Source organism: Paenibacillus etheri (genome assembly GCF_001012825.1).
In the GTDB taxonomy this organism is placed as follows: domain Bacteria; phylum Bacillota; class Bacilli; order Paenibacillales; family Paenibacillaceae; genus Paenibacillus_AQ; species Paenibacillus_AQ etheri.
Map to the genome: position 1 here is coordinate 583,520 of NZ_LCZJ02000037.1, position 26,018 is coordinate 609,537.

The following is a 26,018-nucleotide window of genomic DNA, read 5'->3' on the forward strand; positions in this document are numbered from 1 at the left end:
AAGAAACCACAAATAACGACATGAATAGGGAAAAAGCACCAAACCAAGTAATAAATACTGGTATGGCGCTCCAACTTTAGTTCCTAGTTCTGAGCGGTTTCATCATATGTTTAACCCGATCTCCGGATTGTAAACTGCGGAAAAATCCGTAATCAAATAATTTGGCTGCTCCTTCAAATCGGCTCTCATAAGTTTTTGCCCCCATAACCACTGCAATAAGCCTATGCCCATCCCGCTGAGCCGAGCCTGCAATGCAGTATCCTGCACGATTATTGTGTCCAGTCTTTAAACCATCTGTACCCTCATAAGCGTAAATGCCACCCATAGCCGGCAGCATGAAATTGCTGTTACTTACATATAGCCCCTTATTCTTCAAATGCATTTGTGTACGGCTAGAAATATTAAGAATATCCGGATGATGATAGATTAGTGCGGCAGCCAATTTGGCGGTATCCCGAGCTGTCATCATAGTCTCCCCGCTAATATGCATATTCGGAGCAGTGAAACCAAGATCCTTACCTGATAGTCCCGTTGCGTTAGTAAATATTGTATTGGAAGATAAACCTAGATTACGTGCCTTGTCGTTCATCATTAGCACAAAAGAGTCTTCTGAACCAGCCATATACTCTGCCAATGCAACAGTAGCATCGTTGGCAGAGTATATGGCGATTCCTTCAAATAGTTCTCTTATTGAATAGAATTCTCCCCGCTTCAATGAGAGACTAGTACCGCCCATTTTACTTGCATAGGCACTTATTGGTACTCTATCCTCCCATCTAATCATTCCGGAGGAGATTTGATCCAGCACAATCATTTCTGTCATTAATTTAGACACACTAGCCGGTGGCATGGGTTGATCGCCGTTTATATCCACCCAGATGTCTCCAGTATCCATATCTAGAAGCACTGCTGATTCCGCATCAATATTCGGTTTAAAACCAAGCCCAGTTGGCCTCCACACGACAATCAAGACAACGACTAAAACAACTGCAATTGTCCCCACTACTATCCGTTTCTTCATCGTTGTCATCCTCCATACTATATATGACGAATGAAACTACAATTTGATTTCACTTTTCACAAAAAATTATTATTTTATTTTTCGTCCTCTTCCTTAATCCACCATTTATAAGGGTCGATAATCGTACTTATAGAATTCACACGAACGCCTTGAAGGCGCTTATTTACTGGAACAATGGCTTTACGTTCAGCAAAGAAGATCATAGGTACCTCTTCATTGACCAGCTTCTGCCACTCATAATATATTTCTTTACGATAATCCATATCGTACGCCTTCATACTTACGCCTTCACGAATCAGCTCTTCATTCCGCTCTGAAGACCAACGTGGATAATTCCATAGATCATTTTCTCTCCATAGACCTGTTGGATCGGGATCACTCGCTAGCCCCCATACTCCGTAAAATAGTTCGATAGACGGATCGTCGGCTTCCACTGCATCGTAGAAGGTGTGGAATTCCTTTAATGCTCCACCGTTTAGCTGTACATCGAGTCCAACATCACGCCAATTCCTTAAAATAGCATTCGTACGTAGCTCTGCTGTTTGGCTGCCTAGCATAGAATCAAAATGGATCATCAGCTTCTGGCCCTTTGCGTCTTCCCGTAATCCATCACCGTCTAGATCTAAGAACCCAGCATCATCCAGCAGTTCCTTAGCCTTAGCGGGATTATATTGATAATCATTAATCTCAGTATCAGGGATCTTCGCCCAGCTTGTACTAGATATTGGTGTCTCAACAGGCTCAGCTAGTCCGTGGGAATATGCTTTAATGATCCCTTCACGATCTAGCGCATAGTACATAGCTTGGCGTAATCTTTTATCTTCAAATTTAGGGTTATCCATTACGATTGTCTCGGTTTTCGTATCCCAATGCCCGAATTTAAAACCTATATATTCATAGCCTAGCTCAGCAGTTTGCAGAATGTTTATATTCTCCAGTTTATTTAGCTTATCATAAGCATCCCGAGGGGCTGACTCTATATCAATTTCTCCTTTTTGAAAGCGTTCAGTCACTTCCTTATCATCAAATGCCTTATACACTACGCCATCCAATAGCGCCTTGCCCTTATAGTATTGATCAAAACGTTTCATTTCTACCCTCTCGCCAGGCTGAATATGTTCAACCACAAAAGGGCCAATCCCAATAGGAGATTTTCGCATTTGGTCACTCTCGGGCATATCTTTAACAGCGACTCCAGTATAGTATTTTTTATTCATCGGATAAGGCCACAGACTATCGATAGTGTTTACCTGTGCAGCAGTTACAGTTATTTTCAAAGTATAGGGGTCTATAACCTTCAAGCCGGATATAGCCTTCGCTTCTCCATTATGATAGGCTTCTGCACCCTGAATCATCTCAACACTATAATAATGCGCACCCGTATAATCTGGACTAGCGATAGTTTCAATCGCAAATTTCCAATCTTCCACCGTTAATTCATCACCGTTATGCCAGCGGATTCCCGGTTTGATTTTAAAGGTAAATATTTTATGATCATCAGATTCCTGCCAAGATGCGATATTAGGAACCGTCACTAGTTCATCATTTATATTAAACATCGGCTCAGTAATAAACTCCAGCACATGAAAATCATCTTCACCTTCATAAAAAGCAGGCTCAAACAAGCCTGTAAACGGTGAGGAGAATCCGTAGGTAACTACTCCACCAGCCTGTGGCTTATCCTCTGCCGAATTATGTCGCAAAGATAATGAATGACTGCTGGAAGTTGCTCTACTACATGCTGACAATAAGGTCGCCATCACGAGCAGCGTTAACAACAACCTGCATATTTTCTTATTATTCATGTGTTTCTTCCCTTCTCTAGTTGAACATATATCTACATTTAAGGTATGGAATATAAATATTTTTACTGTAACAAAGTTTTATGGCGGTTACAATAACTTCTAAGCCCTAGGCCTTTACTCCTGCTTGAAATTCACATATTTCGTTATATATATAAAAAAAGACCTGCCTCTTGGACAGATCTTCATTGAATTTATTCTTCATCTCTATGCGTAATCCTCAAACCCTCTACATGTTTCCGCTGCATCAATTTGCGCTTTTTACGAGTATCCTTACTCTCAAAGATAATATCAAAGTCATATTCCTCTGGGTATAGCTCATCTTTTGAAAGGTAAGGCTTCAACCGCTTATGGTTTATTTTCATTTTTTGCTTCTGGATCATCACTCCAACCATTCCTAAAGGATCTCTCTTCTCATATACGATCCCTGTCCGGCCGAGTGAAGTTACCACAACTGCATCCCCGACTTCAAATTGGACCAGCTTCTCCTTGCTGCGGACGGATTGTGTAGCCTCTTCTTCTACGTTCTCATGTTCCTCTACTGTAAGAGCAGCATTTCCTTGCTCTCCATCTTTGCTGAAAAGACTTCCCCATGCCTCTCCGCTGCCTTTCTGTAGCCTTTGTTGCTGCGCCTCTACGATTTCCCATGATCTCTTAATAACGTTATCCTGTATCCCCAGCTTTTTAGCGATCTGCAGAGCGTAACTTTCCCCCGCTTCTCCAATCGTCAATCGATACAACGGCTGTAGCGATTCTTTATCGAATTCCATGCGTGCGTTTTGAAAGCCAGTCGTTGCGGCTGCAAAGGCTTTTAGCTCATTAAAATGTGTGGTAACAATAATATTCGCCCCTTTACGGCTCAGCTCTTCCAGAATCGCGATAGAGAGCGCAATACCTTCCCCTGGATCCGTACCAGCCGCCAGCTCGTCAATGAGCAGCAGCACCCCTTTAGATGCATCTCTCAGCATTCCCTCAATACTCTTCATTTGCGCGGAGAACGTACTAAGTGATTGTGCCAGACTTTGTCCGTCGCCGATTACACTGATCACATCCGTAAAAATAGTAAATTCGCTACCCTCCTCGACCGGAATCAACATCCCTGATTGAGCCATGATCGTCAGCAGCCCCAGTGTCTTGAGAACCACCGTTTTGCCACCTGTATTTGGGCCTGTAATGATGAGAGATTTATAACCCTTACCAACCTCCAGGTTGATCGGGATCATCCCCTTCAGCATGGGATGCCTGCCTCCGTTCATCTTTAGATAACCTTTCGCATTCAGAGCAACAGCAGATGCCCCCAGCGTTCGTGCATATTTGGCTTTGGCAAAAATAAAATCATAAGTGCCTGTAACCTCAATATTAAGGTTTAGAGCATTCTGTTCCTGTTCTACCAAGCTAGTCAGCATGCTGAGGATAACAGCTTCTTCTCGCGCCTCTTCTCCTAATAGCAAATCAAGCTCAATCTGGAGGGCAGCGATCTCATCTGGTTCGATAAATACCGTCTGTCCACTTGTGGATTGGTCAAGGACTGATCCTTTTATTTGCTTATGATATTCCCGTTTTACGGGGATAACGTAACGCCCACCTCGCTGACTATAAATATTCTCCTGCAAAATCGATTGATGGCGTGACATAATCCCTTCAATTTTTTTATGAAGACGTTCTTTAGCCACTACGATCCGTTTACGAATTCGCTCAAGCCCCTTACTCGCTCCATCATCAATCGCACCAAAACGGATACAGCGGTCAATAGCTTCCCTCACATGATTTAATTCCATCAATGAAGAAGCATACGCAGCAATTCGTGGAGCGCTTTGTTCTTTAGAGGCCATATATTTGCGTAATTGACTACAGCTCTTAAGAAATGTAGCAACTGCAGTGAAATCTTGCTCACTGTACAAATATCCAGTTCCCATTAAAGACATAATCCACTCAATGCCCTCTAATGAAGGAATGGGTACACTCGATCCTCGTTCCAGCAGTTCTTTAGCTTCAGAAGTTTCCTCCATTGCTCTTTGAATTGTCGGCAAATAAGTCATTGGCATAAGCTCTTCTACAGCTTTTTTTCCCACATAAGATACTGCGTGGCGCCCAAGCTCGGTTTTAATGATTTCGTATTCCAGTGTGTTTAGACTTTGTAAATTCACAGCAAATCCTCCTTCAAATCTCTATTAGTTTGGACCTAATTCTCCCTAACGCAAAGAAGGGCAAAGAATGCCACTATGGCAGTCCTTGCCCTTCTTTTTATACTGATGCCTCCTATCGTTCTAAGGCCCCCCGCAATACAACAGGTGCCAAAAAACAAAAAAACCGTGCAATAAGAGCACGGTTAATTACAAAGAGAACAACAGCCGTAAAGAGGCCATTTGACGCTTCGTGTGTTCTTAACTAAATCATCCACCCGTAAGGAACAACAGACTGCTGCGTAAAACGAACTCAAATAGAGCACGTAATCGCCTCATGACGAGCCTGCTAAAGCCTTCCTAATCAAGTGTTATGAAATTGCTAGTTAAGAACGGTCACCAACATCAAAATTTCCCCTTTAGTTATAGGATAGCTGTAATTTAACACATAACCAATCGAACGTCAAACGGTTCAACGCCCAAATGACGCGATTTCATGCTCATCCATCTATCTGTACTCCATTTTCTATGCACAAAAAAAGCAGCCGGTTTCCCGACTGCTTTTATAAAACGTCCTATTCCGTTGTGTAAGGAAGCAACGCGATTTGACGCGAGCGTTTTACAGCAATGGTAAGAGCGCGTTGGTATTTTGCACTTGTACCTGTTACACGGCGTGGCAAAATCTTTCCACGTTCGCTGATGAACTTCTTAAGAAGTTCGGTATCTTTATAATCAATGTGAGTAATCTTGTTCACAGTGAAAAAGCAAACTTTTTTACGCTTGTTGCGTCCACCACGACGTGCCGGTCTTTTGTCGTTGTCGGCGCCTTCTCTTGGTTTAAAAGCCATATTCTTTTCAGTCCTTCCTAATTAAAATGGCAAATCATCATCCGATATATCAATCGGTTTACCATCGCCCGAAAAAGGATCTTGAGTATTGTTGTTACGCGAGAAATTATTGTTGTTATTTCCGCGTCCAGCGTTACCACCGCCACCATATGCTGGCTCTTCAGGCATACTACTTGCACCACTTGAAGTATTTCCACCTTCACGGCTCTGTGAAGATTCCAGGAAACGAACATTATCAGCAATAACTTCAGTTACGTATACACGTTTGCCTTCGTTATTCTCATAATTCCGCACTTGGATGCGTCCTTCCACTGCTGTCAGACGACCTTTGCGCAAGTAATTGGCACAGGTTTCTGCTAGCTGTCTCCAGGTTACAACCGGGATGAAGTCTGCCTCACGTTCACCGTTCTGGCCCGTAAAGTTACGATCTACGGCTAGCGTAAATTGCGTTACGGCAACACCAGCGGGAGTATAACGAAGTTCCGGGTCACGGGTCAACCGTCCGATCAAAATGATACGGTTCAACAATTCTGGTCCCCTCCTTTAGAGCGATTCATTACAAAGCTTGTCAAGATCTTAAGCAACGTCGTTCGTAATGAGATAACGAATAACTTCGTCAGAAATCTTCATAAGACGTTCTAATTCAGTAACTACTGCAGGTTCTGCATTGAAGTTAACCAAAACATAAACGCCATCACGGAATTTCTTGATCTCATACGCAAGACGGCGTTTACCTTGCACTTCGTGCTTTGTAATTTCCCCGCCATTGGAGATGATGCCTTGGAATTTATCGACTGCTGCTTGAACGGCTTCTTGTTCAATGTCAGGACGAATAATGTACATCACTTCATATTTGCGCATAATTTTCACCTCCTTATGGTCTGAGGCCCCTAATCACGTCAGGAGCAAGGAACGAGCACAAACATAGACTCGCACCTGATTAATATACCAAAATGAGCAGCAGAGTGCAAGCAATATTAATACAAGACAACTCCTCCTCCTCTTTTTACATGAAAAAATCACTACCTGCGCACAATAATTACGAATTCATCTACACTAAAAAAGGAGGAATAATGATGGGTGAGAAGACGGAATATGAAGAAGGCGACAAAGCCCCCAATCCAGGCATGTACACAGAGGTAGGCGAAGCGCGAAGCTTCCATACTGAGATTTCAAATCCACAGCACATCAAAATGGAAAAAGGGGACACCTTCCCTGAAACCACCAACAAAAATCGAAAGTGGAAAAAGGTTGAAAAAGCACGGGTACATTAATTTAAGCATATTTTAAAAATAAATGTGTATAAAAAAATCGACATTACACATACTATACTCAGGCAGTACAAAAGAGAGGTGTGGTTCCGTTGGCCGTCGTAGACGAACACAATCACAGGAGATCTGATTCAGCATCTATTGTAAGCTGGGAAGAGTAGTGGGTAATTGCCTTAAAAAAGCATTAGCCTCAGCAACGCCTAAATCACTTTAGTCGCTATAACCAGAGAAATTCCAACATCATTGATGTACTGCCTCCTGAAGAAGGACCCGAAAGGGCCCTTCTTTTTGCGTTATATATTATCTGTTTATCGGTTATTGTAAATACAAAAAAACCTCCGTTACAGGAACGAAGGATTCATTAAATGTTATATTATGCTGAAGTGGCGGAGAGGGTGGGATTCGAACCCACGCACGCTGTGACACGCCTAACTGATTTCGAGTCAGCCCCCTTGGGCCTCTTGGGTACCTCTCCGCAGCAAAAATAATTGTATCATGCAGACATGCCATTTGCAAGCTTAATTATTGTCTGTTTTTCCCTCCACAGAGCGCAGTACCTTCTTCATATTCTTCTCGAATTTAGCACGGGGAATCAGAACACTATGCTGACAGCCTGTACATTTAATTCGGATGTCCATCCCCATGCGAATAATTTCCATTTCATTCGATCCACAAGGATGCTGCTTCTTCATCTGCACTATATCCCCAAGCTGAAAAACTTTTCGTTCCACTATTCTTCCCCCTCTTCTCCTTCTTGTGTAGCTGCGATTTGCCGTCTTGATCCAGTGTTTGCCGACTCTGTCACTTCCAGTGCATGTTCTGTTTTCGCAAGATCTATTTCGGCTTTTGCCTCTGCTTCTGCTTTCTTACGTGCTTCCTCTTCAGCTTGAGCCTGTTCCAGCATGCTCTGTTTCTCTAATGCCTGTTTTATGTCGTTTTGAATTTGTCTTTCCGCTGCCTCTCTTGCATTAGGAGCACAGCTGGCTGCTATACGAATCACATATTCCGAGGTACTCATGGACTGTATACCGAGCACATTAGGGTAAGCAAGCACATTGGAGTTACGCTCTTCTATGTCTTTTAGCGCCTCTCCAATTAATCCTAACGTGGCTTCCAAGCTTCGCTCCATTTTCACAGGAACATCAACTACAGCCAATGCATTGTAAAGAGAATAATTAGTCACATTTGTAATTAAGCCATTTGGGATAATAAATACCTCGCCGGTAGTGCTAAGTAGTCTTGTTGTTCGCAATCCGATTAATTCCACAGTCCCTTTATAAGTGCCCGTCTGAATTACATCACCTACCGCAAATTGATCCTCTAAAATAATAAAGAACCCTGTAATAACATCCTTCACCAGACTTTGTGCTCCAAAACCTACTGCTAAACCAAGCACACCCGCTCCGGCCAACAAAGGTGCCAAATCGAAGTGGAACTCTGAAAGAACGAGCATGATCATCACAAAATTACAGATAACCGTGACTACATTTTTCATCAATTCCCCTACCGTTGTAAACCTTCGTGTGTTAGACAGAATTCTGCCTCCGGTTTTACGCTCAAGCGAACGATCAATAATATTAGAAACAATTTTAATAATAACCCTAGTTAAGAGAAAAATAATAAGAATTCGCAATCCTGAGAATAAGACATTGGCCCACATATCTGCATTGGTAAACCAATTCCACACCTTATCTTTAAACCGCAAAGCATTTTTCACCGCATCATCGGGAGTAGTCGCCTCCAATATCCACCTATTCATATCGTGTATTCCTCCCTACCTCTCAAATCAGTATGTAGCTCTCGTTGTGCTTTCCGTAAATACCGCGTATTTCGATATTCTGCTCAGTTACAATCTTCTGCACCTCTCCCAGCGCACTTTGATAAAACTGAATCGATATCGCGCACCCTGCCGTGATCTCTTTCGGGGTTGGAAATATATCAATTTCAATTTCTGCATACTCAAGTAGCATTTCAGCACGAAGCGCCTGCTGGGTAGAGTCAAACGCGATCAACATCTCTTCCTGCATATACGTTACGCCTCCCATAGGATTATCGTCCTATCTCTTGCCGCTGTAGTATAAAACCCCTCTTCTATCCATATACTAGATACCATCAAATAGAATCAGCTTCAGAAAGGAAGATGGTATGAATTTTTCATCCAAAGCTACATCAGCGCAAGAAACGTCTTGTTTAAAAATATCACATACAGATCCGGATATCTATTCTGCGATTACCCACCGACTACTTTTTCACTTTGCACGCACACGCCCGGAGACCCAGATTGTCGTCATTTGTGTGGGTACGGATCGATCCACTGGAGACTCTCTTGGTCCTCTTGTTGGCACTGCATTGTCACGTTTTCATAGTCCTCTGTTTCATTTATATGGAACGCTTGAAGAGCCTGTTCATGCCGTTAACCTTGAAGAAACTCTATCTCTAATCAACGAAAGATATAGTAGCCCCTTTATCATCGGTATAGACGCTTGTTTAGGTCATTCTACTAGTGTGGGCTGCATTCAAGTTGTTGAAGGTCCTTTAAGACCAGGTGCTGGCGTAAATAAACAATTGCCGCCGGTAGGCGATATCCATTTGACGGGAATCGTTAATGTCGGCGGCTTTATGGAGTATTTTGTATTGCAGAACACGCGATTAAGTTTAGTTATGCGACTATCTGATATTATAGCTACGAGTCTATATTCTGCCTTAAAGCAATGGAATCTTCATGCTAGGTCCGCTGCAACGCGAGAGTAACAACTTCTTTTTCTTCAGGTGATAGGATATACTGTGATTCGCCATTCTGCATAGGTTTTGAGTAAATGTAAGAATTCTCACGATTATGAAGACTAGTTAATACAATGCCACTGCTGTTGTCATCCAGTATAGCAACTGAGAAGCTCAAATCATTGCCACGTTCACCAAAGGCATTATAACGCTTCAGCGCAATATTGGACTTCATGACACGCATTTTAGTTTGAGTAGCTTCCAATACCGCTTTTTGCTCACGTTGTTCTTCTTCCAGCATGTCGCTTTGGTTCTTAAGATCAATCAGAAGGCCTTCCAGATCCTCCACACCGCTCCCAGCCATCATGGCCTCATATTTACGCCGCATAGTACGCAACTTAGCCCCCTGGGCGATCACAGTGATAACCAGCACCAACATAATTACTGTAAAAGCAAACACAAACCAATGCAACTGTTCACTAATTAATTGATTCAATTCAGACATGAATGGACCATCCTTTTTATTCATCTGCTGCGGGCATTGCCATATAACTCATCCATAGCAGCCAGCATTCTGCTTATATTATGCTCTGTCGTATCTACGCCTACACTCGCCCGAACAGCACCACTCTCTAGCGTGTCAACAGCCTTATGTGCCAGAGGGGTACAATGCATACCTGCTCTGACCGCTATTTTATAATCACGATCAAGACGATGAGCAATATTCGCCGATTCTTCTCCATCCACTACAAACGATACAATGCCGGTTCTCAGAGCCCCTAGTGAGGGTCCTAATATTCTAATGCCAGGGATGTTGAACAACCCCTCCATCAGTCTTTGAGTTAATACCCACTCTCTCTCATGAATAACCTTTGTCCCTAAAGATTGTACCTTTTGAACACCTGCTAGTAAACCGGCAATCCCTACCGTATTTTGCGTTCCCGCTTCATACCGATCTGGACGAACAGAGGGTTGATCACTGTTTTCAGATTGACTCCCCGTCCCTCCATACATTAAGGGTTCAAGATCCAATTCAGGTGATATATAGAGTCCACCGGTCCCTTGTGGTCCAAGTAGTCCCTTATGCCCCGGAAAAGCCAACAAGTCGATATTCATTTTTTTAACATCAATATCAATTGAGCCTGCGCTTTGAGCAGCATCCACCAGAAATACAGCACCTTGCGATTTAACGATATCACCAATATCACCAATAGGCAGTATACTTCCAAGTAAATTGGAACTGTGATTACAGATCACCATTTTAGTATTCGGTTGAAAGGTATTTTCGAGTTCTTGTAAATCCAATTGCCCTTCATGATCCACTTTTAGATAATCAACTTTTATCCCTAGTGTCTTACGCAAGTATTCAAGCGGCCGCCGCACAGAATTGTGTTCTGTCATCGTTGAAATCACATGATCTCCTGCTTTAAGCGTCCCTCTGATCGCCATATTCAAACTCATCGTAGTATTATGGGTAAAAGCTATATCTTGCGCATTAGATACACCGAACAATCCAGCCAGCACACTCCGCGTTCTTACTAACACTCGACCGCTTCCCATCGCAAGCGAGTAATTACCTCTGCCAGCATTTGCTCCTGACTGAAGAGCACTCATCATCGCAGCCGCTACCTCTGGTGGCTTAGGCCACGAGGTAGCAGCATGATCTAGATATACGAAGTCTTCCATAACCTCGCCCCTCGTCTAATACTCTTTTTAAAATCAAATCACTCAAAAAAACATACCCCTAATTATCCGATTAAGGATATCTCAGGATATGTTCTTGGCATAGATACCCATTTAGTTACCCAATAATTCCAACAATCTTTCTAAATCCTGAGCACTGTAGTAATTCAGTTCAATCTTTCCTTTTTCCTTACCCTGTTTTATTTTCACCGTTGTTTTAAAACGTTCACGTAATACTTCCTCTACATTATCAATATAAGGGTCACGCTTAACAGCTTTAACTTTAACTCCGTTTGCAGGTTTTCGATCCAAGTTCTTCACTGTTTCTTCTAGCTCTCTTACACTCCACTGTTGTTCCACGCATTGTTGAGCTAGCTGTTTAATCACTTCCGGATCCTTCAAAGCAACAATTGCACGTGCATGTCCCATTGACATTGTTCCACGTGAAACATATTCTTTTACTTCTTCAGGTAAAGAAAGCAATCTTAGGAAGTTGGCGATGTGCGATCTGGACTTACCTACCTTAAGCGACAGTTCTTCCTGTGTGAGTGAAAACTGATCCATCAAGCCTTGATAGGCCACTGCGATTTCCATTGCATTTAAGTTTTCCCGTTGCAAGTTCTCAATTAAGGCGATCTCCATGACCTGTTGATCACTAAGATTCCTAACGACCGCTGGAATTGTAGCTTTGCCACAATATTGCGAAGCCCGGAATCTGCGTTCGCCGGCAATGATCTCATATCCCTTCAATACGCTACGGACAATGATTGGCTGAATCACACCATGTTGTCTGATAGATTCTGCTAGTTCTTGGATCGCCTCTTCATTAAAATCTTTGCGTGGTTGATATGGATTAGCCCGCAGTTGAGCCAAAGGGATCTCAACTACCTTGTCATCTTCATTAATAGACAAAGATGGGATCAGCGCATCCAGACCTTTTCCTAAACGTTTACTCATAAGAAATCACTTCCTTTGCCAACTCTAAATACACTTCCGCTCCTTTAGAGCGAGGATCATAAGTAATAATGGATTGCCCATGTGACGGCGCTTCACTTAACCGGACATTCCGAGGAATAATGGTTCTATATACCTTTTCTTGAAAATACTTCTTAACCTCTTCTATCACTTGAATCCCCAGATTAGTCCGGGCATCAAGCATAGTCAATAATACTCCCTCTATCTTCAGATGCGGGTTGAGATTTTTTTGCACCAGACGAACGGTGTTTAAAAGCTGACTCAAACCCTCAAGTGCATAATACTCACACTGAATCGGGATGATTACTGAATCTGCTGCAGTAAGAGAGTTGATTGTTAAAATACCAAGTGAAGGAGGACAATCGATGATAATATAATCATAATTGTTCTTAACCGCATTCAGTGCCTTCTTTAGCTTTAGCTCTCTGGAAATCGTAGATACCAGCTCGATCTCCGCGCCCGCTAATTGAATGGTCGCCGGAATGATATGCAGTCCTTCATTTTGAGTTTCCAGTATGGTTTCTAGAGGATTTACCTCATTTATAAGAATGTCATATATACAATTCGCCACGTCCGCCTTGTTGACGCCAACGCCGCTAGTAGTGTTACCTTGAGGATCGATATCAACTAGAAGCACTCTTTTTCCTAATGTAGCCATACCGGCACCTAGGTTCACGGAGGTTGTTGTTTTACCGACACCGCCTTTTTGATTTGCTATGGCAATAATCTTGGACACTTATTTCACCTCGAATAGTTAGGAAGAATCTTCTCATAGATCGCAAGTACAAATGTTCCTGACGCTGATGTAGCGTCACACTTTATGAAGAATATAGACAACTATTATATACTGGAACTTTAAATCACAGGCTTGACCAACACATCCCGGTTCTAGCCACACCAAAGGCGGCCAATCACCTAAAGGCCGCCTTCAGCTTTTGAAACAATTTATCTTTTGGGGATTTGGATTACAATCTCGTAATGGTCACCGCGGTCATTTTCTGACGTTTTGATTTCCATCCCTGAGCCTGTCACCATATCAATAGATTGACGAATTGTATTAAGAGCTAGACGAACATCCTTGGTATAGGAGACCCGTTTCGATTTTTTAGTTTGTGAGACTTGTTTGTAGAAAGCAATACGAGCTTCTGTTTGTTTAACATTTAATCCTTTTGCAATGATCTCTGCCAATACTTTCAGTTGCATTTCCACACTATCAAGTGATAATAATGAACGTGCATGTCTCTCGGAAATGTGACGCTCCATTAATGCCATCTTAACCTCTTCAGGCAAATTGAGTAAGCGAATTTTATTAGCTATGGTAGACTGACTTTTACCTAATCGTTGTGCTAAGCTTTCCTGCGTCAATTGATGAAGATCAATTAACTTCTGATAAGCTACAGCTTCTTCAATAGAGGTCAAGCCTTCACGCTGTAAGTTCTCTATAAGCGCAATTGATGCGGCCTGTGAATCATTGAATTCACGAACAATGGCTGGAATCGTCTCTAAACCAAGCTTTTTAACCGCACGCCAGCGTCTTTCGCCTGCGATGATCTCATATACAGAATCGCGCATACGTACAACTATGGGCTGAATGACCCCATGAGTTTTAATCGTCTGGCACAACTCATCGATCTTGTCGTCATCGAATATCGTCCGTGGTTGGTAAGGACTGCTAATGACCTCATGAACTGGTATTTGTTTAATTTCTTCTCCGCTGCTCCGCTCGTTAAATCCAAATAGCTTGGTAAATTGTTCTTTCATTCCGTTCATAACCACCTAATTTCGTTATAGTACGATCTTCTTGACCTTCTTCTCGGAAAGCGTATCGTACAGCAATAAAAAACATTCTGATATTATGAAATCGCCTGCAACTATCAGGCATCATAATCTCTCCTTCTTTCGAACAAGAGTACAGAGAAGGAGTTATATACAAAATTAAAAGTCTACTATGCTATTCTATCACTTTTCTCTACATAATCATATTCTCCGTAAAGACCTATTTTTCCTGCATTTTCATAGTTATAGGCACTCAATAAACATATCAATTTAGTTTATCTTTTAATTAATGTTCATTTGGTCTTTTTTTCGCTATTTTCCACAAAAAAAGGTCATCCTCCATTAACATAGAGGATGACCTTAAATACATTTGCGAATCAAGTAATGTTTCACGTGAAACATTACTTGATTAGTGGTGTTTTGGCAGGAATTCCCGCTTTTCGTGGGTACTTAGTAGGGCTAGCACCTGTCTTACGAATAATGACAATATGTCGGGCTGACTCTTCCACAGGCAAGCTGAATGACTCTACTTTGTCGAGTTGAGCACGAAGCTCTTTTAAGCTGTACTTTGCCTCGCTTAATTCTTCAGAAGGATCGCTTCCCTTCATAGCAGCGAAAACTCCATCCTTACGTGTAAAAGGAAGACAGAATTCATTCAACAAGGATAATCTTGCCACTGCACGTGCAGTCACCAAATCATAGGCATCACGATGCTTGAATTGCCGAGCAATATCCTCTGCACGACCATGGATCAATTGCACATCAGTTAATTTCAACGTGGTACAGACATGCTGCAGAAAAGAGATCCTTTTACTCAATGAATCAATGATCGTCAGCTTCAAATGTGGAAAACAAATTTTAAGCGGAATTCCTGGGAACCCGGCTCCCGAACCGATATCTGCCAAATTGTTTATCTCATTGATATTAAGGAAAAAAGCTAGAGAGATCGAATCATAAAAATGCTTCGTGTAAACCTGCTCACGCTCTGTTATTCCAGTAAGATTCATTTTTTCATTCCAGGATACGAGTTCTTTATAGTAGAGATCGAATTGCTCTAATTGTTCTGCTGTAAGTGTAATACCTCGTTCCTGTAAAAGCTGTGTGAATTGAATTTCTGTATTATCCATAGATTATCCTTTCGCCGCGGTTACCCGGTTGTAATGCTCCAGATATACGAGAAGAATGGAAATATCGGCAGGTGTGACTCCCGCAATCCGAGAAGCCTGCCCGATAGAGATCGGACGGATCTTAGTCAGCTTCTGCCGCGCTTCCATCGCTAATCCATGGATTTCATTATAATTAATGTCATCTGGAATTTTCTTCTTCTCCATCTTTTGCAGGCGCTCCACATGCTGAAGCTGTTTTTCGATATATCCGGCATATTTAATTTGGATTTCCACTTGCTCCTTCATTTCTGCATCCAGTATCTCCGGTGATGGCGAGACTTGATCTACGAAGCTATATACAAGCTCTGGACGACGCATAAGCACAAGTAAATTGCTACCATCTACAATAGGTGCCGATTCATATTCCGCTAGTACATGGTTTACATCAACAGGTTTAACCTTTGTCTCTTGCAGACGAACAATTTCACGCTCCACCCGTTCTTTCTTATCCGTGAAGTTATCGAACCGTTCCTGTGTGATCAAACCAATGTCGTAACCAATAGGTGTAAGTCTTAGATCTGCATTGTCATGGCGAAGCAACAAACGATATTCTGCACGTGAAGTAAGCAGACGGTAAGGTTCATTAGTACCCTTAGTTACTAGATCATCAATGAGTACACCAATGTATCCCTGTGAACGATCTAAAATTACGGGTTCTTTGTCTTGCACCTTGCGCGCTGCATTAATTCCAGCCATTACACCTTGACCTGCCGCTTCCTCATAACCGGAAGTACCATTGATTTGTCCAGCAGTGAACAGACCTGGTAGACGTTTAGTTTCAAGAGATGGCCATAGCTGTGTAGGAACCATTGCATCATATTCAATAGCATAGCCGTTACGCATCATCTCTACCTTTTCCATACCAGGGATGGAACGAAGAATGGCTAGCTGTACATCCTCAGGAAGACTAGTGGACAGACCTTGTACATAGTATTCCGATGTATTTTTTCCTTCTGGCTCTAAAAAGATCTGATGCTTAGATTTATCACTAAATCTTACAACTTTATCTTCAATAGATGGGCAATAACGCGGACCTGTTCCCTCAATAATACCAGTAAACATCGGCGCACGATGAAGGTTGTCATTAATAATCTGATGAGTAACCTCAGAGGTATAAGTTAACCAACAAGGAAGCTGTTCGTTATCGGATGATTTTGTCTCAAACGAAAAGAATTTAGGTTCATCATCCCCTGGTTGAATTTCTGTCTTAGAGAAATCAATCGTATCACGATGAACACGTGGTGGTGTACCTGTTTTAAAACGCACCAATTCAAAACCAAGCTCCCGCAGATTCTCAGATAGCTTCACTGATGGCTGCTGATTGTTAGGTCCACTCTCATATGTCAGTTCACCCATGATCACTTTACCACGAAGGTAAGTACCTGTGGTCAGGATAACTGTCTTACTATGGTATTCCGTTCCTGTCTTCGTAACTACACCCGCACAACGTCCATCCTCAACGATTAAACGCTCAACCATCCCTTGACGAAGTGTCAAATTAGGCGTTTTCTCCATTGTTTCCTTCATTGTATGTTGGTAAAGAAATTTATCAGCTTGTGCACGTAAAGCATGTACAGCTGGCCCCTTACCTGTATTCAGCATACGAAGTTGAATGAAAGTCTTATCTATATTGCGGCCCATTTCTCCGCCAAGCGCATCAATTTCACGCACTACATGTCCTTTAGCAGGTCCGCCTATGGACGGATTGCAGGGCATGAATGCAACCATATCCAGGTTAATTGTGATCATCAACGTGCTGCAGCCCATCCGTGCTGACGCTAGAGCTGCCTCACAACCGGCATGACCGGCGCCAATGACGATTACGTCATAGCTACCTCCATCATAACTCATGTCCTGTTTCCCCCTAATTGTTATATTAAAAATGTAAAACCTATTTTCCTAAACAAAATTGTGAGAATATTTGGTCTAATAACGAGTCCGCTGCTGTATCGCCAATAATCTCGCCGAGCTGTTCCCATGCGAGCCGTACATCGATTTGAATCATATCAATCGGAATATACTGTTCCGCGGCATCGTATGCATCCTGTAGCGAATTATAGGCTTTTTTAAGCAGTGCAATATGCCTCACATTACTCACATATGTCAAGTCACCCGATTCCAGCTTTCCACCAAAAAAGAGTGTCGAAATGGCATCTTCAAGTTTGTCTAGACCTTCCTCTTCCAAAACGGACATCGGTACGATGTTGGACTGCTCAAAGAACGAGAGCAACTTATCCTTATCCAGTTTGGACGGTAAGTCCATTTTATTCATGATCACCAGGCATTGTCTACCGTGGATTTGTTCCATTAATACCAATTCATCTTCATGCAGCTCTTCATTAGCGTTAAGTACAAGTAGAATCAAATCCGCATCGCTAACTGCAGCCTTGGAGCGTTCCACCCCAATCTTCTCAACTACATCGATCGTTTCACGAATTCCCGCCGTATCAAGTAGCTTAAGTGGAATGTTGTTTATCGTTATATATTCTTCGATGACATCTCGTGTAGTTCCCGGAATATCTGTTACAATCGCTTTGTTATCACGTGCTAAGGCATTCAATAATGAAGATTTACCAACATTAGGACGCCCGACTATAGCTGTCGTTATCCCCTCACGAAGTATTTTTCCTTCATTAGAAGTCTTGAGTAGTTTTGTGATTCCTTCCATCACTTCACTGCTTTTATCTTTAATAAATTCAGCAGTCATGGATTCTACATCATGTTCTGGATAATCTATATTCACTTCGATATGCGCCAGCATCTCAATAAGTGTATGGCGTAAAGCATGAATTCGATCCGATAAGGATCCACTGACCTGCTTTAAAGCCACAGAAAAAGCGCGATCCGACTTCGAGCGAATGAGATCAATAACCGCCTCAGCCTGTGATAAATCTATACGTCCGCCCAAGAAAGCACGCTTGGTGAACTCACCCGGCTCGGCTAACCTTATCTCCTGCTGAAGAAGTAAATCCATCACCCTTCTTACAGAAATTACACCACCATGAGCACTGATCTCTACTACATCCTCGGTCGTAAAAGATCGTGGGCCCTTCATTACGGTTACTAGTACTTCTTCCATCTTCTCTCCGTTATCCGGACTAACGATATGCCCATAATGAACGGTATGCGATTCCGCTTCAGTTAACGGAACTCGGCTACGAAACAAAGGCGCCACCTGGGAAATAGCCTGCGGGCCACTTACCCGAATAATAGCAATTCCTCCCTCGCCTAATGCCGTCGATACGGCAGCAATGGTGTCACTAAGCATGCTGTTTTTCACCCCAAAACCTATATTTTTTTGATCAGAAACGGTCTTATATTGTTAAAAAAGCAATGACCCCTTACATTGGTCAAGGAGTCATTGCATCATATAGTCTTTACTTCAAAGTTATAACGACGCGGCGATTTGGCTCTTCGCCCTTACTAAGGGTATTCACTTGCCGATGATCCTGTAATCTGGAGTGAATAATTTTCCGCTCCTGAGGTGACATCGGCTCCAGTACTACCTCTTTACGAGTCCGAATGACACGACCAGCTAAACGATCAGCCAGCTCTTCGAGAGTTTTTTTACGCCGCTCACGGAAGTTCTCCGCATCTAGCACAAGCCGTATAAAACTGTCGGAGTAACGATTAGCTACGATATTAGCCAAATACTGCAGAGCATCGAGAGTTTGTCCTCTTCTACCAATCAACAGTCCCAAATCTGGACCTGATATCTGCAGAATCGTGGATTCCTTGGTGTGGACGATTTCGACTTCCACTTCGAGCCCCATGCTCTTAGCGACATCCACAATGAAATGAACGGCTTCTTGGTAAGCTTCCTCCACCGGTTGTCCGGAATCTTGGCGTGGCACACCGCCGTTAGCCTCCTGTTTGCTCTCTCTTGTTGACTGCTGAGGCAGTGACGGAGCACTCGCCGCTGATGCCGGTGCGGCTTCGGCTATCAAGGTTAACTCAACCTTGGCACCTTTCGCACCGATCAATCCCAGGAATCCTCTTGATGGCTGCTCAAGTACGTTGACCGTTACCCGGTCCTTTTGAACTCCAAGCTGGGTTAGTCCCCGTTCTACAGCTTCTTCAATGGTTTTCCCTGTTGCGACGACTTTGCTCATTTTGACTTTTTGGCTCCCTTCGATGCTTTACTGCCGCCTTTACTCTTCTCAGCAGTTGAGTCATCTGTACTTTTCACAGCACTTGCGATTGCCAATTTGTGTTTATCATTGTTGCGATATAAGAAATAGTTTTGAACAATAGTGTAAATGTTACTGTATACCCAGTACAGCGGCAATGCTGCTGGGAAGTTATAGGACATAACGAAAATCAGAACTGGATAAATCATCATCATGAACTGCATTGGCCCTTGTTGTTGCATCGGGTTCATTTTAGTCATCATTCTAGTTTGTATAAATGTTGTTAATGCTGCAAGGACCGGTAAGATAAACAGATGGTCCGGCTTACCTAGCTCCAGCCACAAGAAGGAGTGCTCCCGTAGATGTGGATTATAGTAAATCGAGTTGTAGAGAGCGATAAAGATAGGCATTTGTACGATCAGCGGTAAACAACCCGCCATTGGATTAACCTTATTCTCTTGGAACAAACGCATCGTTTCTTGCTGTACCTTTTCAGGTGTGTCTTTATATTTTTTCTGGATCTTTTGGAGTTCCGGTTGAATGGCTTGCATTGCTCGCGAGCTCTTCACCTGTTTAATCGTAAGCGGAAGAATCAGCGTGCGGACAATAATAACCATCACAAGTACGGCTAAACCATATTCTCCGTTAAACCAATCAGCAAACTTGTCCAAGGCAATGGCGAAATAATACACTACATTACTTTGCCAGAAGCCTCCATTCTTTAAATCCTCCGTAGTGTGCGTAACAGCAGTTGACGGAGCGCATCCCGACAGAACAGCTAACGACAACACCATCACTGTGATGAGGAGAAACCATTTTCCCCGTCTAGTCTTCATTAGAGACACTTCAAAACCCCTCTCTTGAACATTCCATTCCACCGTAAATCATACCATAATTATGAATACAAATAAACAAGCCTCTTATGCGTCCTTTATTTGCGGGAAGCCTTTAGTAGCTTGGCTTTACGCAGTACATGCAGCACGCTTTTTTCGAGCTCAGCGTATTCCATGGAAAGCGCTCCTTTTCTTACGATAAACACCATATCGAGTCCGCCTGCAATTTCAGGTTCATGATGACGAACGATTTCCTTCACCAATCTTCTCATACGGTTACGGACAACCGCGTTTCCAACCTTTTTACTGACCGATACCCCAACTCTAAATCGTTCTACCTCTTTTTTGCTAAACCAATACACTACAAATTGATGATTCGCAAATGACTTCCCATGGCGATATACACGGCTGAAGTCGGCACGGTTTCTTAATCGTAACTTTTTGTGCACGGGAATCTCCTTCATAAAAATCCGGTTAAAAGTGTCCTTCCGAATTTTTTTCTTCTAATAGTATAGTCATTTGGATGTCGCCATAAACGACTGCGATTACAATGCTGAAATTCCCCTTCTATTATTATAGAAAGAAAAATCTTCTCAACTTCTCACAAAATAATTCTGTATATACGATAAATAGCCCCGCAAAGTGTAGCTAGCGCATTAAGCGAGATCCTAGTCGTTTGCAGAGCAAAAAATAATAGAAAGCAGTAAAAAAAGACCACCGGAGTGGTCCCTTAGTGGCCTAACTTACGCACTCAAAACTTTTCTGCCTTTCAAGCGGCGAGCTGCCAGCACTTTACGGCCGTTTTTCGTGCTCATTCTTTTACGGAAACCGTGAACCTTCTTGCGTTTGCTCACATTCGGTCTAAACGTCGGTCTCATAATTGCACCTCCCTTACAGGAACTTAATTACTGTCATATAAGCAGAAACGGACTAAGCCGTCCTTATAGTAGGGACAGTATCTACATGAATCATCAATTAATTATCAAGACATATCCTTACAGAAAACACCTTTATATATTTAAACATATTTTATGCGCAAAAGTCAACCTACTGCTGGCTCCAGACCCTCCCTCTAATTCAAGCTGTTTATCCACAACTTTCATTATAAAAAAAGTAATCCACAAGATATGACAGTTATCCACCTGTGATCAAAAAATAAAGTCGACTACTCACAGATGAGCACAACCTGTGTATAAAATTATCGAAGCATTGGCGCAAAGTGTCGAACCGTAAACAAATTATCAACAATATGTAGTGGTGTTCCTAATAATTGTACACAAGTGATTGAATTTGTGGATAAAATAGCCCTGCTCATTGAAAAATAAGGGGCGTTTTGCTATGATGGTATTACTTTTGAATGTGAATAGATTTGTTTGTTCTCTTAATTATCAACAAGCTGTGGATAAAGTTGTGAACAAATCAAATTTATCCATATTTTTTTGTCTCTTCATATTGCCTACTGGGGATAAATATCAGCACCAACCTATTTTCTTCGACATTTCCACTTCATGGCTGATGCCACATTTGGAAGATTTAAAGGAGTGACAGTCTGTGGACAGCCATACTTCCGAATTATGGCAGCAAATTTTATCGATTATTCAAACCAAATTAAGCAAGCCGAGCTTTGATACCTGGTTTAAGGCTACTAAAGCGATAACCTTCAACTCCCAGGTTCTCATTATCTCGGCACCTACAACGTTTGCAGTAGAATGGCTGGAAAGTCGCTACACCAAACTAGTAGGAGCAACGGTCTACGAAGTTACAGGGAAACAAGTGGATGTAAAATTTGTGATTGAAGAAAGCAAGCCGCCTGAGCTTGTAGTTCAACAATCCGCTCCCACTCCCGTAGTATCACGAGAAGAAGCGCAAACGCATCTGCTCAATCCCAAGTACACTTTTGACACTTTTGTAATCGGCTCCGGCAACCGTTTTGCGCATGCAGCCTCACTGGCAGTAGCCGAAGCGCCGGCCAAAGCATACAATCCCTTGTTTTTATATGGTGGTGTAGGTCTGGGCAAAACCCATTTAATGCATGCCATTGGGCACTATGTTCTGGAACATAACCCGAATAACAAGGTTATTTACATCTCATCAGAGAAATTCACGAATGAATTCATCAATTCAATCCGTGATAACCGCGGTGAAAGCTTCCGCAATAAGTATCGTAACGTTGACATTTTGCTTATTGACGATATTCAATTCCTCGCCGGAAAAGAGTCCACGCAGGAGGAGTTTTTTCATACGTTCAATGCGCTCCACGAAGAACGCAAGCAAATTATCATCTCCAGCGACCGACCGCCAAAGGAAATTCCCACACTGGAAGAACGGCTACGTTCCCGGTTCGAGTGGGGCTTGATTACGGATATTCAACCACCCGATCTAGAAACCCGAATTGCGATTTTGCGCAAAAAGGCGAAGGCAGAGAACCTTGATATCCCTAATGAGGCCATGATGTATATTGCTAACCAAATTGATACCAATATTCGTGAGCTGGAGGGTGCTTTAATCCGGGTTGTTGCTTACTCTTCGTTAACCAACCAGGATGTAACCACTCATTTGGCAGCTGAAGCACTCAAGGATATCATTCCTTCCAGCCGGCCTAAGATGATTACCATCGCTGATATTCAGCAAAAAGTCGGTGAATACTACAATTTGCGCCTTGAAGACTTCAAAGCACGAAAACGTACTAAAGCCGTAGCGTTTCCACGTCAAATCGCAATGTATCTCTCCCGTGAACTAACGGATTATTCGCTCCCTAAGATTGGTGAGGCATTCGGAGGACGTGACCATACGACCGTAATTCATGCACATGATAAAATTACACAGTCATTAAAGGTCGATCAGGAGTTGTACAAAGTGGTAAATAATCTTGCGGAGAAAATTAAAAATCCTTCCTAAGAGGAACAAAGAGCCTATACACAATCTATACACATGTGGGTAGGCTTAATTTTATGCTATTTGATAGGGTTATCCACATATTAGACGCCCCTACTACTAATACTATTAAATAACTATAATAATTCATCATGTAAAGACGCGTAATAAAGAGAAGCAAATACAACGAAATTCCCAATTTTTCAGCTAGGAGTGAAATCATGAAAATAAGCATTCTTAAAAATGAACTCAACGAATCCATTCAACACGTATCCAAAGCGATCTCCAGTAGAACTACCATCCCTATTCTGACCGGTATTAAGCTGGAAGTAAGCCATCAAGGCGTCACATTAACTGCAAGCGACACGGATATTTCCATTCAGTCGTTTATTCCAGCAGAGAATGACAGCCATACCATCGTGAAGATAGATCAGCCAGGAAGTGTTGTTCTTCCCGCTAAATTTTTCGTCGAGATTATTAAGAAGCTGCCCTCCAAAGAGATTCACATGGAAGTTAAAGAAGGATTCCAAACGTATATTTCTTCTGGATCCACTGAGATTCAGATCGTAGGTTTAGACCCTGAAGAATTCCCAGTGCTACCGAGTATTGAGGAGAACGATACCATCTCCCTGCCAGGTGATTTGCTGAAAAATATGATTAAACAAACGGCGTTTTCTATTTCTACCCAAGAGACAACTCCGATTTTAACAGGTATACTATGGAATCTGGCTGATAATGAGTTTAAGTTTACAGCGACAGACCGTCACCGCTTAGCTACAAGAGCAGCAAGACTAGAAGGTACGGAGAATGTCCAATTTGCAAATATCGTAATCGCCGGTAAAACCCTTAATGAGCTAAGCAAAATTATTCCTGATCAAAATATGCTCGTGGATATTGTGGTTGCGGACAATCAAGTTCTCTTTAAAATCGACAAGGTGCTGTTCTATTCACGGATCCTCGATGGAATTTATCCGGATACTTCTAGAATTATTCCAACAACCTACAAAACAGAACTAACTTTGGATACAAAAAAATTAAGCGAATCGATTGATCGCGCTTATTTGCTGTCCCGTGAAGAAAAAACTAATATTGTCCGCATGCAGACGCTTGAACAAGGCGGTGTTGAAATTTCTTCAAGCTCTTCTGAGCTTGGTAAAGTTCGTGAGGAACTTGAAGTCATTGATTTCAAAGGTGAACCGCTCAAAATATCTTTCAACTCCAAATATATGCTCGATGTCCTAAAAGTTATTGAGAGTGAGCAGCTTGTCATAGCATTTACAGGAATGATGAGTCCGATCATTTTGAAGCCACTCGATCAAACCAATAGCTTGTATATTATTTTGCCTTACCGTACAACAAATTAATGCCAACATTCATGAACATGTGGATAAGTGGCTGAAAGGATAAAAACCATGAAAAAAATACTTATCCACAGTGGATATATTAAGCTGGATCAATTCCTGAAACTTTCTGATTGTGTATCCACAGGTGGAATGGCAAAAGCTTTGCTGCAAGAAGGACATGTACTTGTTAACGGAGAAATAGAGGAACGGCGCGGAAGAAAACTTTATCCGGGTGATCAAATTGAAGTGCAGGATAACGGCACATTTCAGGTTGAAGGCGGAGGAGTCAAAGAGGAGTAGGCTAGGGGAGGAACCATTTCGTGTTTGTTAAAAATATCGGTCTGCAGCATTATCGGAATTACGGGCTGCTGCGTCTGGAGAGCTTGGGCGATGTGAATCTGATTCTGGGTCAGAACGCCCAAGGCAAAACAAACCTCATGGAGGCATTGTTCGTCCTGGCGATGACCAAAAGCCACCGCACCTCGAAGGATCGCGAACTTATCTCGTTTGATGCCCCTGGAGACGCTGCTCAGATCATTGCTGAGGTAGAACGTAAGTACGGCGATCTCAAGCTAGAGCTCACCCTATCTGCCAAAGGTAAAAAAGCTAAGATTAACGGTTTAGAACAACGACGTCTTAGTGAGTTTGTGGGATCACTCAATGTGGTCATGTTTGCACCGGAAGATTTAGAGATAGTCAAAGGCACACCTGGCATCAGACGGCGTTTTCTCGATATGGAGATTGGCCAAGTCCAGCCCAGTTATCTATTTCACCTCCAGCAGTATCAAAAAGTTCTCTTACAAAGGGGCAATTTGCTGAAGCAGTTATGGGGGAAAGAGGCAGCGGGAAAAGACCTTTTGGAAATCTGGGATGCTCAACTTGTGGAGCACGGTGTTAAAATCGTAAAAAAAAGGAAACAATTCATAAAGAAGCTGCAAATATGGGCTGAAAGCATACACCGGGGGATTACGAACGGCGGAGAAGAATTGAAATTGCTCTATGTCCCCTCTTTCGGCGATCGGGATGAGGAAGATGAAGCTGTCTTATTAGACAATTTTATGTTAAAGTTATCACAAACGAGAGAACAAGAAATCAGGCGCGGCATGACGCTGACGGGTCCCCATCGGGATGACCTGTCCTTTTTTATCAACGGAAGGGAGGCTCAGGTCTACGGTTCTCAGGGACAGCAGCGTACAACGGCTTTATCGCTCAAGCTGGCGGAAATCGAGCTGATCCATGAAGAAATCGGAGAATATCCTGTGCTGCTTCTTGATGATGTTTTATCCGAGCTTGATCCTTACCGACAGACCCAGCTTATTGAAACCTTTCAAAGCAAGGTACAGACATTCATTACCGCTACCGGGATTGAGGGTCTGAATGCCGATAAATTAAAGGGCGCCAGCCTATATCATGTTCATGATGGAAAAGTGGAGTTATAAAGAGCGGAGGAAG

At 42.5% G+C, this 26,018-nt stretch carries 27 protein-coding genes and 1 tRNA gene; 6 read left to right on the forward strand and 22 right to left on the reverse strand.

What is annotated here, in order from left to right; translation table 11 throughout:
* Nucleotides 1-76: 76 nt before the first annotated feature.
* The 6 genes from UQ64_RS26125 to rpsF all read right to left on the reverse strand — a co-directional run bounded on the left by UQ64_RS26125 (nt 77) and on the right by rpsF (nt 6,655).
* Nucleotides 77-1,021, reverse strand: a complete 945-nt coding sequence (locus UQ64_RS26125; protein WP_060626300.1) for a D-alanyl-D-alanine carboxypeptidase family protein — start codon at nt 1,019-1,021, stop codon at nt 77-79.
* 74 nt (nt 1,022-1,095) lie between these two features.
* Nucleotides 1,096-2,826, reverse strand: coding sequence for an oligopeptide ABC transporter substrate-binding protein (gene opp4A / locus UQ64_RS26130; RefSeq protein WP_060626301.1), 1,731 nt, complete (start codon nt 2,824-2,826; stop codon nt 1,096-1,098).
* A gap of 191 nt (nt 2,827-3,017) precedes the next feature.
* Nucleotides 3,018-4,970, reverse strand: a complete 1,953-nt coding sequence (locus UQ64_RS26135; RefSeq protein WP_060626303.1) for an endonuclease MutS2 — start codon at nt 4,968-4,970, stop codon at nt 3,018-3,020.
* 551 nt (nt 4,971-5,521) lie between these two features.
* On the reverse strand, nt 5,522-5,794 hold the full coding sequence (gene rpsR, locus UQ64_RS26140; RefSeq protein ID WP_036651767.1) for a 30S ribosomal protein S18: 273 nt from the start codon (nt 5,792-5,794) through the stop codon (nt 5,522-5,524).
* A gap of 21 nt (nt 5,795-5,815) precedes the next feature.
* Nucleotides 5,816-6,322 carry a single-stranded DNA-binding protein gene (gene ssb, locus UQ64_RS26145; RefSeq protein ID WP_036677780.1) on the reverse strand — a complete coding sequence of 169 codons (507 nt, stop codon included), beginning with the start codon at nt 6,320-6,322 and terminating at the stop codon, nt 5,816-5,818.
* A 48-nt stretch (nt 6,323-6,370) separates the two neighbouring features.
* Entirely contained in the window at nt 6,371-6,655 is a 285-nt protein-coding gene (gene rpsF, locus UQ64_RS26150; RefSeq protein ID WP_036677776.1) for a 30S ribosomal protein S6, read from the reverse strand.
* Nucleotides 6,656-6,870: 215 nt separating this feature from the next.
* Between rpsF and UQ64_RS26155 the strand changes: the two genes are divergently transcribed.
* Nucleotides 6,871-7,068 carry a YjzC family protein gene (locus UQ64_RS26155; RefSeq protein ID WP_042131720.1) on the forward strand — a complete coding sequence of 66 codons (198 nt, stop codon included), beginning with the start codon at nt 6,871-6,873 and terminating at the stop codon, nt 7,066-7,068.
* Nucleotides 7,069-7,449: 381 nt separating this feature from the next.
* Here the strand turns inward: UQ64_RS26155 and UQ64_RS26160 are convergent.
* From UQ64_RS26160 to UQ64_RS26175, 4 genes are all read right to left on the reverse strand, one after another.
* Nucleotides 7,450-7,540, reverse strand: a tRNA-Ser gene (locus tag UQ64_RS26160).
* A gap of 43 nt (nt 7,541-7,583) precedes the next feature.
* Nucleotides 7,584-7,796, reverse strand: a complete 213-nt coding sequence (locus UQ64_RS26165) for a DUF951 domain-containing protein (RefSeq protein ID WP_060626305.1) — start codon at nt 7,794-7,796, stop codon at nt 7,584-7,586.
* The gene (locus UQ64_RS26170; protein ID WP_060626307.1) at nt 7,796-8,824 is read right to left on the reverse strand and encodes a mechanosensitive ion channel family protein; all 1,029 of its coding nucleotides are present in this window, start codon (nt 8,822-8,824) and stop codon (nt 7,796-7,798) included. Before UQ64_RS26170 ends, UQ64_RS26165 begins: the two co-directional genes overlap by 1 nt.
* 22 nt (nt 8,825-8,846) lie before the next feature.
* Nucleotides 8,847-9,092, reverse strand: a complete 246-nt coding sequence (locus UQ64_RS26175; RefSeq protein WP_060626308.1) for a putative Se/S carrier protein — start codon at nt 9,090-9,092, stop codon at nt 8,847-8,849.
* A 118-nt stretch (nt 9,093-9,210) separates the two neighbouring features.
* Here UQ64_RS26175 and yyaC point away from each other — a divergent pair, with 118 nt between their 5' ends.
* The gene (gene yyaC / locus UQ64_RS26180) at nt 9,211-9,816 is read left to right on the forward strand and encodes a spore protease YyaC (RefSeq protein ID WP_060626312.1); all 606 of its coding nucleotides are present in this window, start codon (nt 9,211-9,213) and stop codon (nt 9,814-9,816) included.
* Here yyaC and UQ64_RS26185 read toward each other — a convergent pair.
* The 12 genes from UQ64_RS26185 to rpmH form a co-directional block, all read right to left on the reverse strand.
* Complete coding sequence (locus UQ64_RS26185; RefSeq protein WP_060626314.1) at nt 9,791-10,291, reverse strand: DUF4446 family protein; 501 nt, start codon at nt 10,289-10,291, stop codon at nt 9,791-9,793. The two genes, yyaC and UQ64_RS26185, sit on opposite strands and share 26 nt — an antisense overlap.
* A gap of 20 nt (nt 10,292-10,311) precedes the next feature.
* Complete coding sequence (locus UQ64_RS26190; protein WP_060626315.1) at nt 10,312-11,472, reverse strand: aminotransferase class V-fold PLP-dependent enzyme; 1,161 nt, start codon at nt 11,470-11,472, stop codon at nt 10,312-10,314.
* 111 nt (nt 11,473-11,583) lie between these two features.
* Complete coding sequence (locus tag UQ64_RS26195; protein ID WP_060626316.1) at nt 11,584-12,426, reverse strand: ParB/RepB/Spo0J family partition protein; 843 nt, start codon at nt 12,424-12,426, stop codon at nt 11,584-11,586.
* Nucleotides 12,419-13,180: a ParA family protein gene (locus tag UQ64_RS26200; RefSeq protein ID WP_042131728.1), complete on the reverse strand. Its 762-nt coding sequence runs from the start codon at nt 13,178-13,180 to the stop codon at nt 12,419-12,421. The genes UQ64_RS26195 and UQ64_RS26200 overlap by 8 nt, the downstream gene beginning before the upstream one ends.
* A 209-nt stretch (nt 13,181-13,389) precedes the next feature.
* Nucleotides 13,390-14,205 (reverse strand): nucleoid occlusion protein, encoded by an 816-nt coding sequence (gene noc, locus UQ64_RS26205; protein ID WP_060626317.1) that lies wholly within the window; start codon nt 14,203-14,205, stop codon nt 13,390-13,392.
* Nucleotides 14,206-14,621: 416 nt separating this feature from the next.
* Nucleotides 14,622-15,347: a 16S rRNA (guanine(527)-N(7))-methyltransferase RsmG gene (rsmG, locus tag UQ64_RS26210; RefSeq protein WP_060626319.1), complete on the reverse strand. Its 726-nt coding sequence runs from the start codon at nt 15,345-15,347 to the stop codon at nt 14,622-14,624.
* 3 nt (nt 15,348-15,350) lie between these two features.
* Nucleotides 15,351-17,237: a tRNA uridine-5-carboxymethylaminomethyl(34) synthesis enzyme MnmG gene (gene mnmG, locus UQ64_RS26215; RefSeq protein ID WP_060626320.1), complete on the reverse strand. Its 1,887-nt coding sequence runs from the start codon at nt 17,235-17,237 to the stop codon at nt 15,351-15,353.
* 40 nt (nt 17,238-17,277) lie between these two features.
* Nucleotides 17,278-18,654, reverse strand: coding sequence for a tRNA uridine-5-carboxymethylaminomethyl(34) synthesis GTPase MnmE (gene mnmE / locus UQ64_RS26220; protein WP_060626322.1), 1,377 nt, complete (start codon nt 18,652-18,654; stop codon nt 17,278-17,280).
* A gap of 109 nt (nt 18,655-18,763) precedes the next feature.
* Nucleotides 18,764-19,498, reverse strand: coding sequence for an RNA-binding cell elongation regulator Jag/EloR (gene jag, locus UQ64_RS26225; RefSeq protein ID WP_042131733.1), 735 nt, complete (start codon nt 19,496-19,498; stop codon nt 18,764-18,766).
* Complete coding sequence (locus UQ64_RS26230; protein WP_060626324.1) at nt 19,495-20,361, reverse strand: YidC/Oxa1 family membrane protein insertase; 867 nt, start codon at nt 20,359-20,361, stop codon at nt 19,495-19,497. Before UQ64_RS26230 ends, jag begins: the two co-directional genes overlap by 4 nt.
* Nucleotides 20,362-20,447: 86 nt before the next feature.
* On the reverse strand, nt 20,448-20,798 hold the full coding sequence (rnpA, locus tag UQ64_RS26235; RefSeq protein WP_042193070.1) for a ribonuclease P protein component: 351 nt from the start codon (nt 20,796-20,798) through the stop codon (nt 20,448-20,450).
* Nucleotides 20,799-21,092: 294 nt separating this feature from the next.
* On the reverse strand, nt 21,093-21,227 hold the full coding sequence (rpmH, locus tag UQ64_RS26240; protein WP_039295761.1) for a 50S ribosomal protein L34: 135 nt from the start codon (nt 21,225-21,227) through the stop codon (nt 21,093-21,095).
* A gap of 673 nt (nt 21,228-21,900) precedes the next feature.
* Between rpmH and dnaA the strand changes: the two genes are divergently transcribed.
* From dnaA to recF, 4 genes are all read left to right on the forward strand, one after another.
* Nucleotides 21,901-23,247: a chromosomal replication initiator protein DnaA gene (gene dnaA, locus UQ64_RS26250; RefSeq protein ID WP_042183777.1), complete on the forward strand. Its 1,347-nt coding sequence runs from the start codon at nt 21,901-21,903 to the stop codon at nt 23,245-23,247.
* Nucleotides 23,248-23,444: 197 nt separating this feature from the next.
* Nucleotides 23,445-24,587: a DNA polymerase III subunit beta gene (dnaN, locus tag UQ64_RS26255; RefSeq protein ID WP_060626325.1), complete on the forward strand. Its 1,143-nt coding sequence runs from the start codon at nt 23,445-23,447 to the stop codon at nt 24,585-24,587.
* Nucleotides 24,588-24,635: 48 nt separating this feature from the next.
* Nucleotides 24,636-24,866, forward strand: a complete 231-nt coding sequence (yaaA, locus tag UQ64_RS26260) for a S4 domain-containing protein YaaA (RefSeq protein ID WP_060626327.1) — start codon at nt 24,636-24,638, stop codon at nt 24,864-24,866.
* Nucleotides 24,867-24,886: 20 nt separating this feature from the next.
* Nucleotides 24,887-26,005, forward strand: coding sequence for a DNA replication/repair protein RecF (recF, locus tag UQ64_RS26265; RefSeq protein ID WP_060626329.1), 1,119 nt, complete (start codon nt 24,887-24,889; stop codon nt 26,003-26,005).
* Nucleotides 26,006-26,018: the final 13 nt, after the last annotated feature.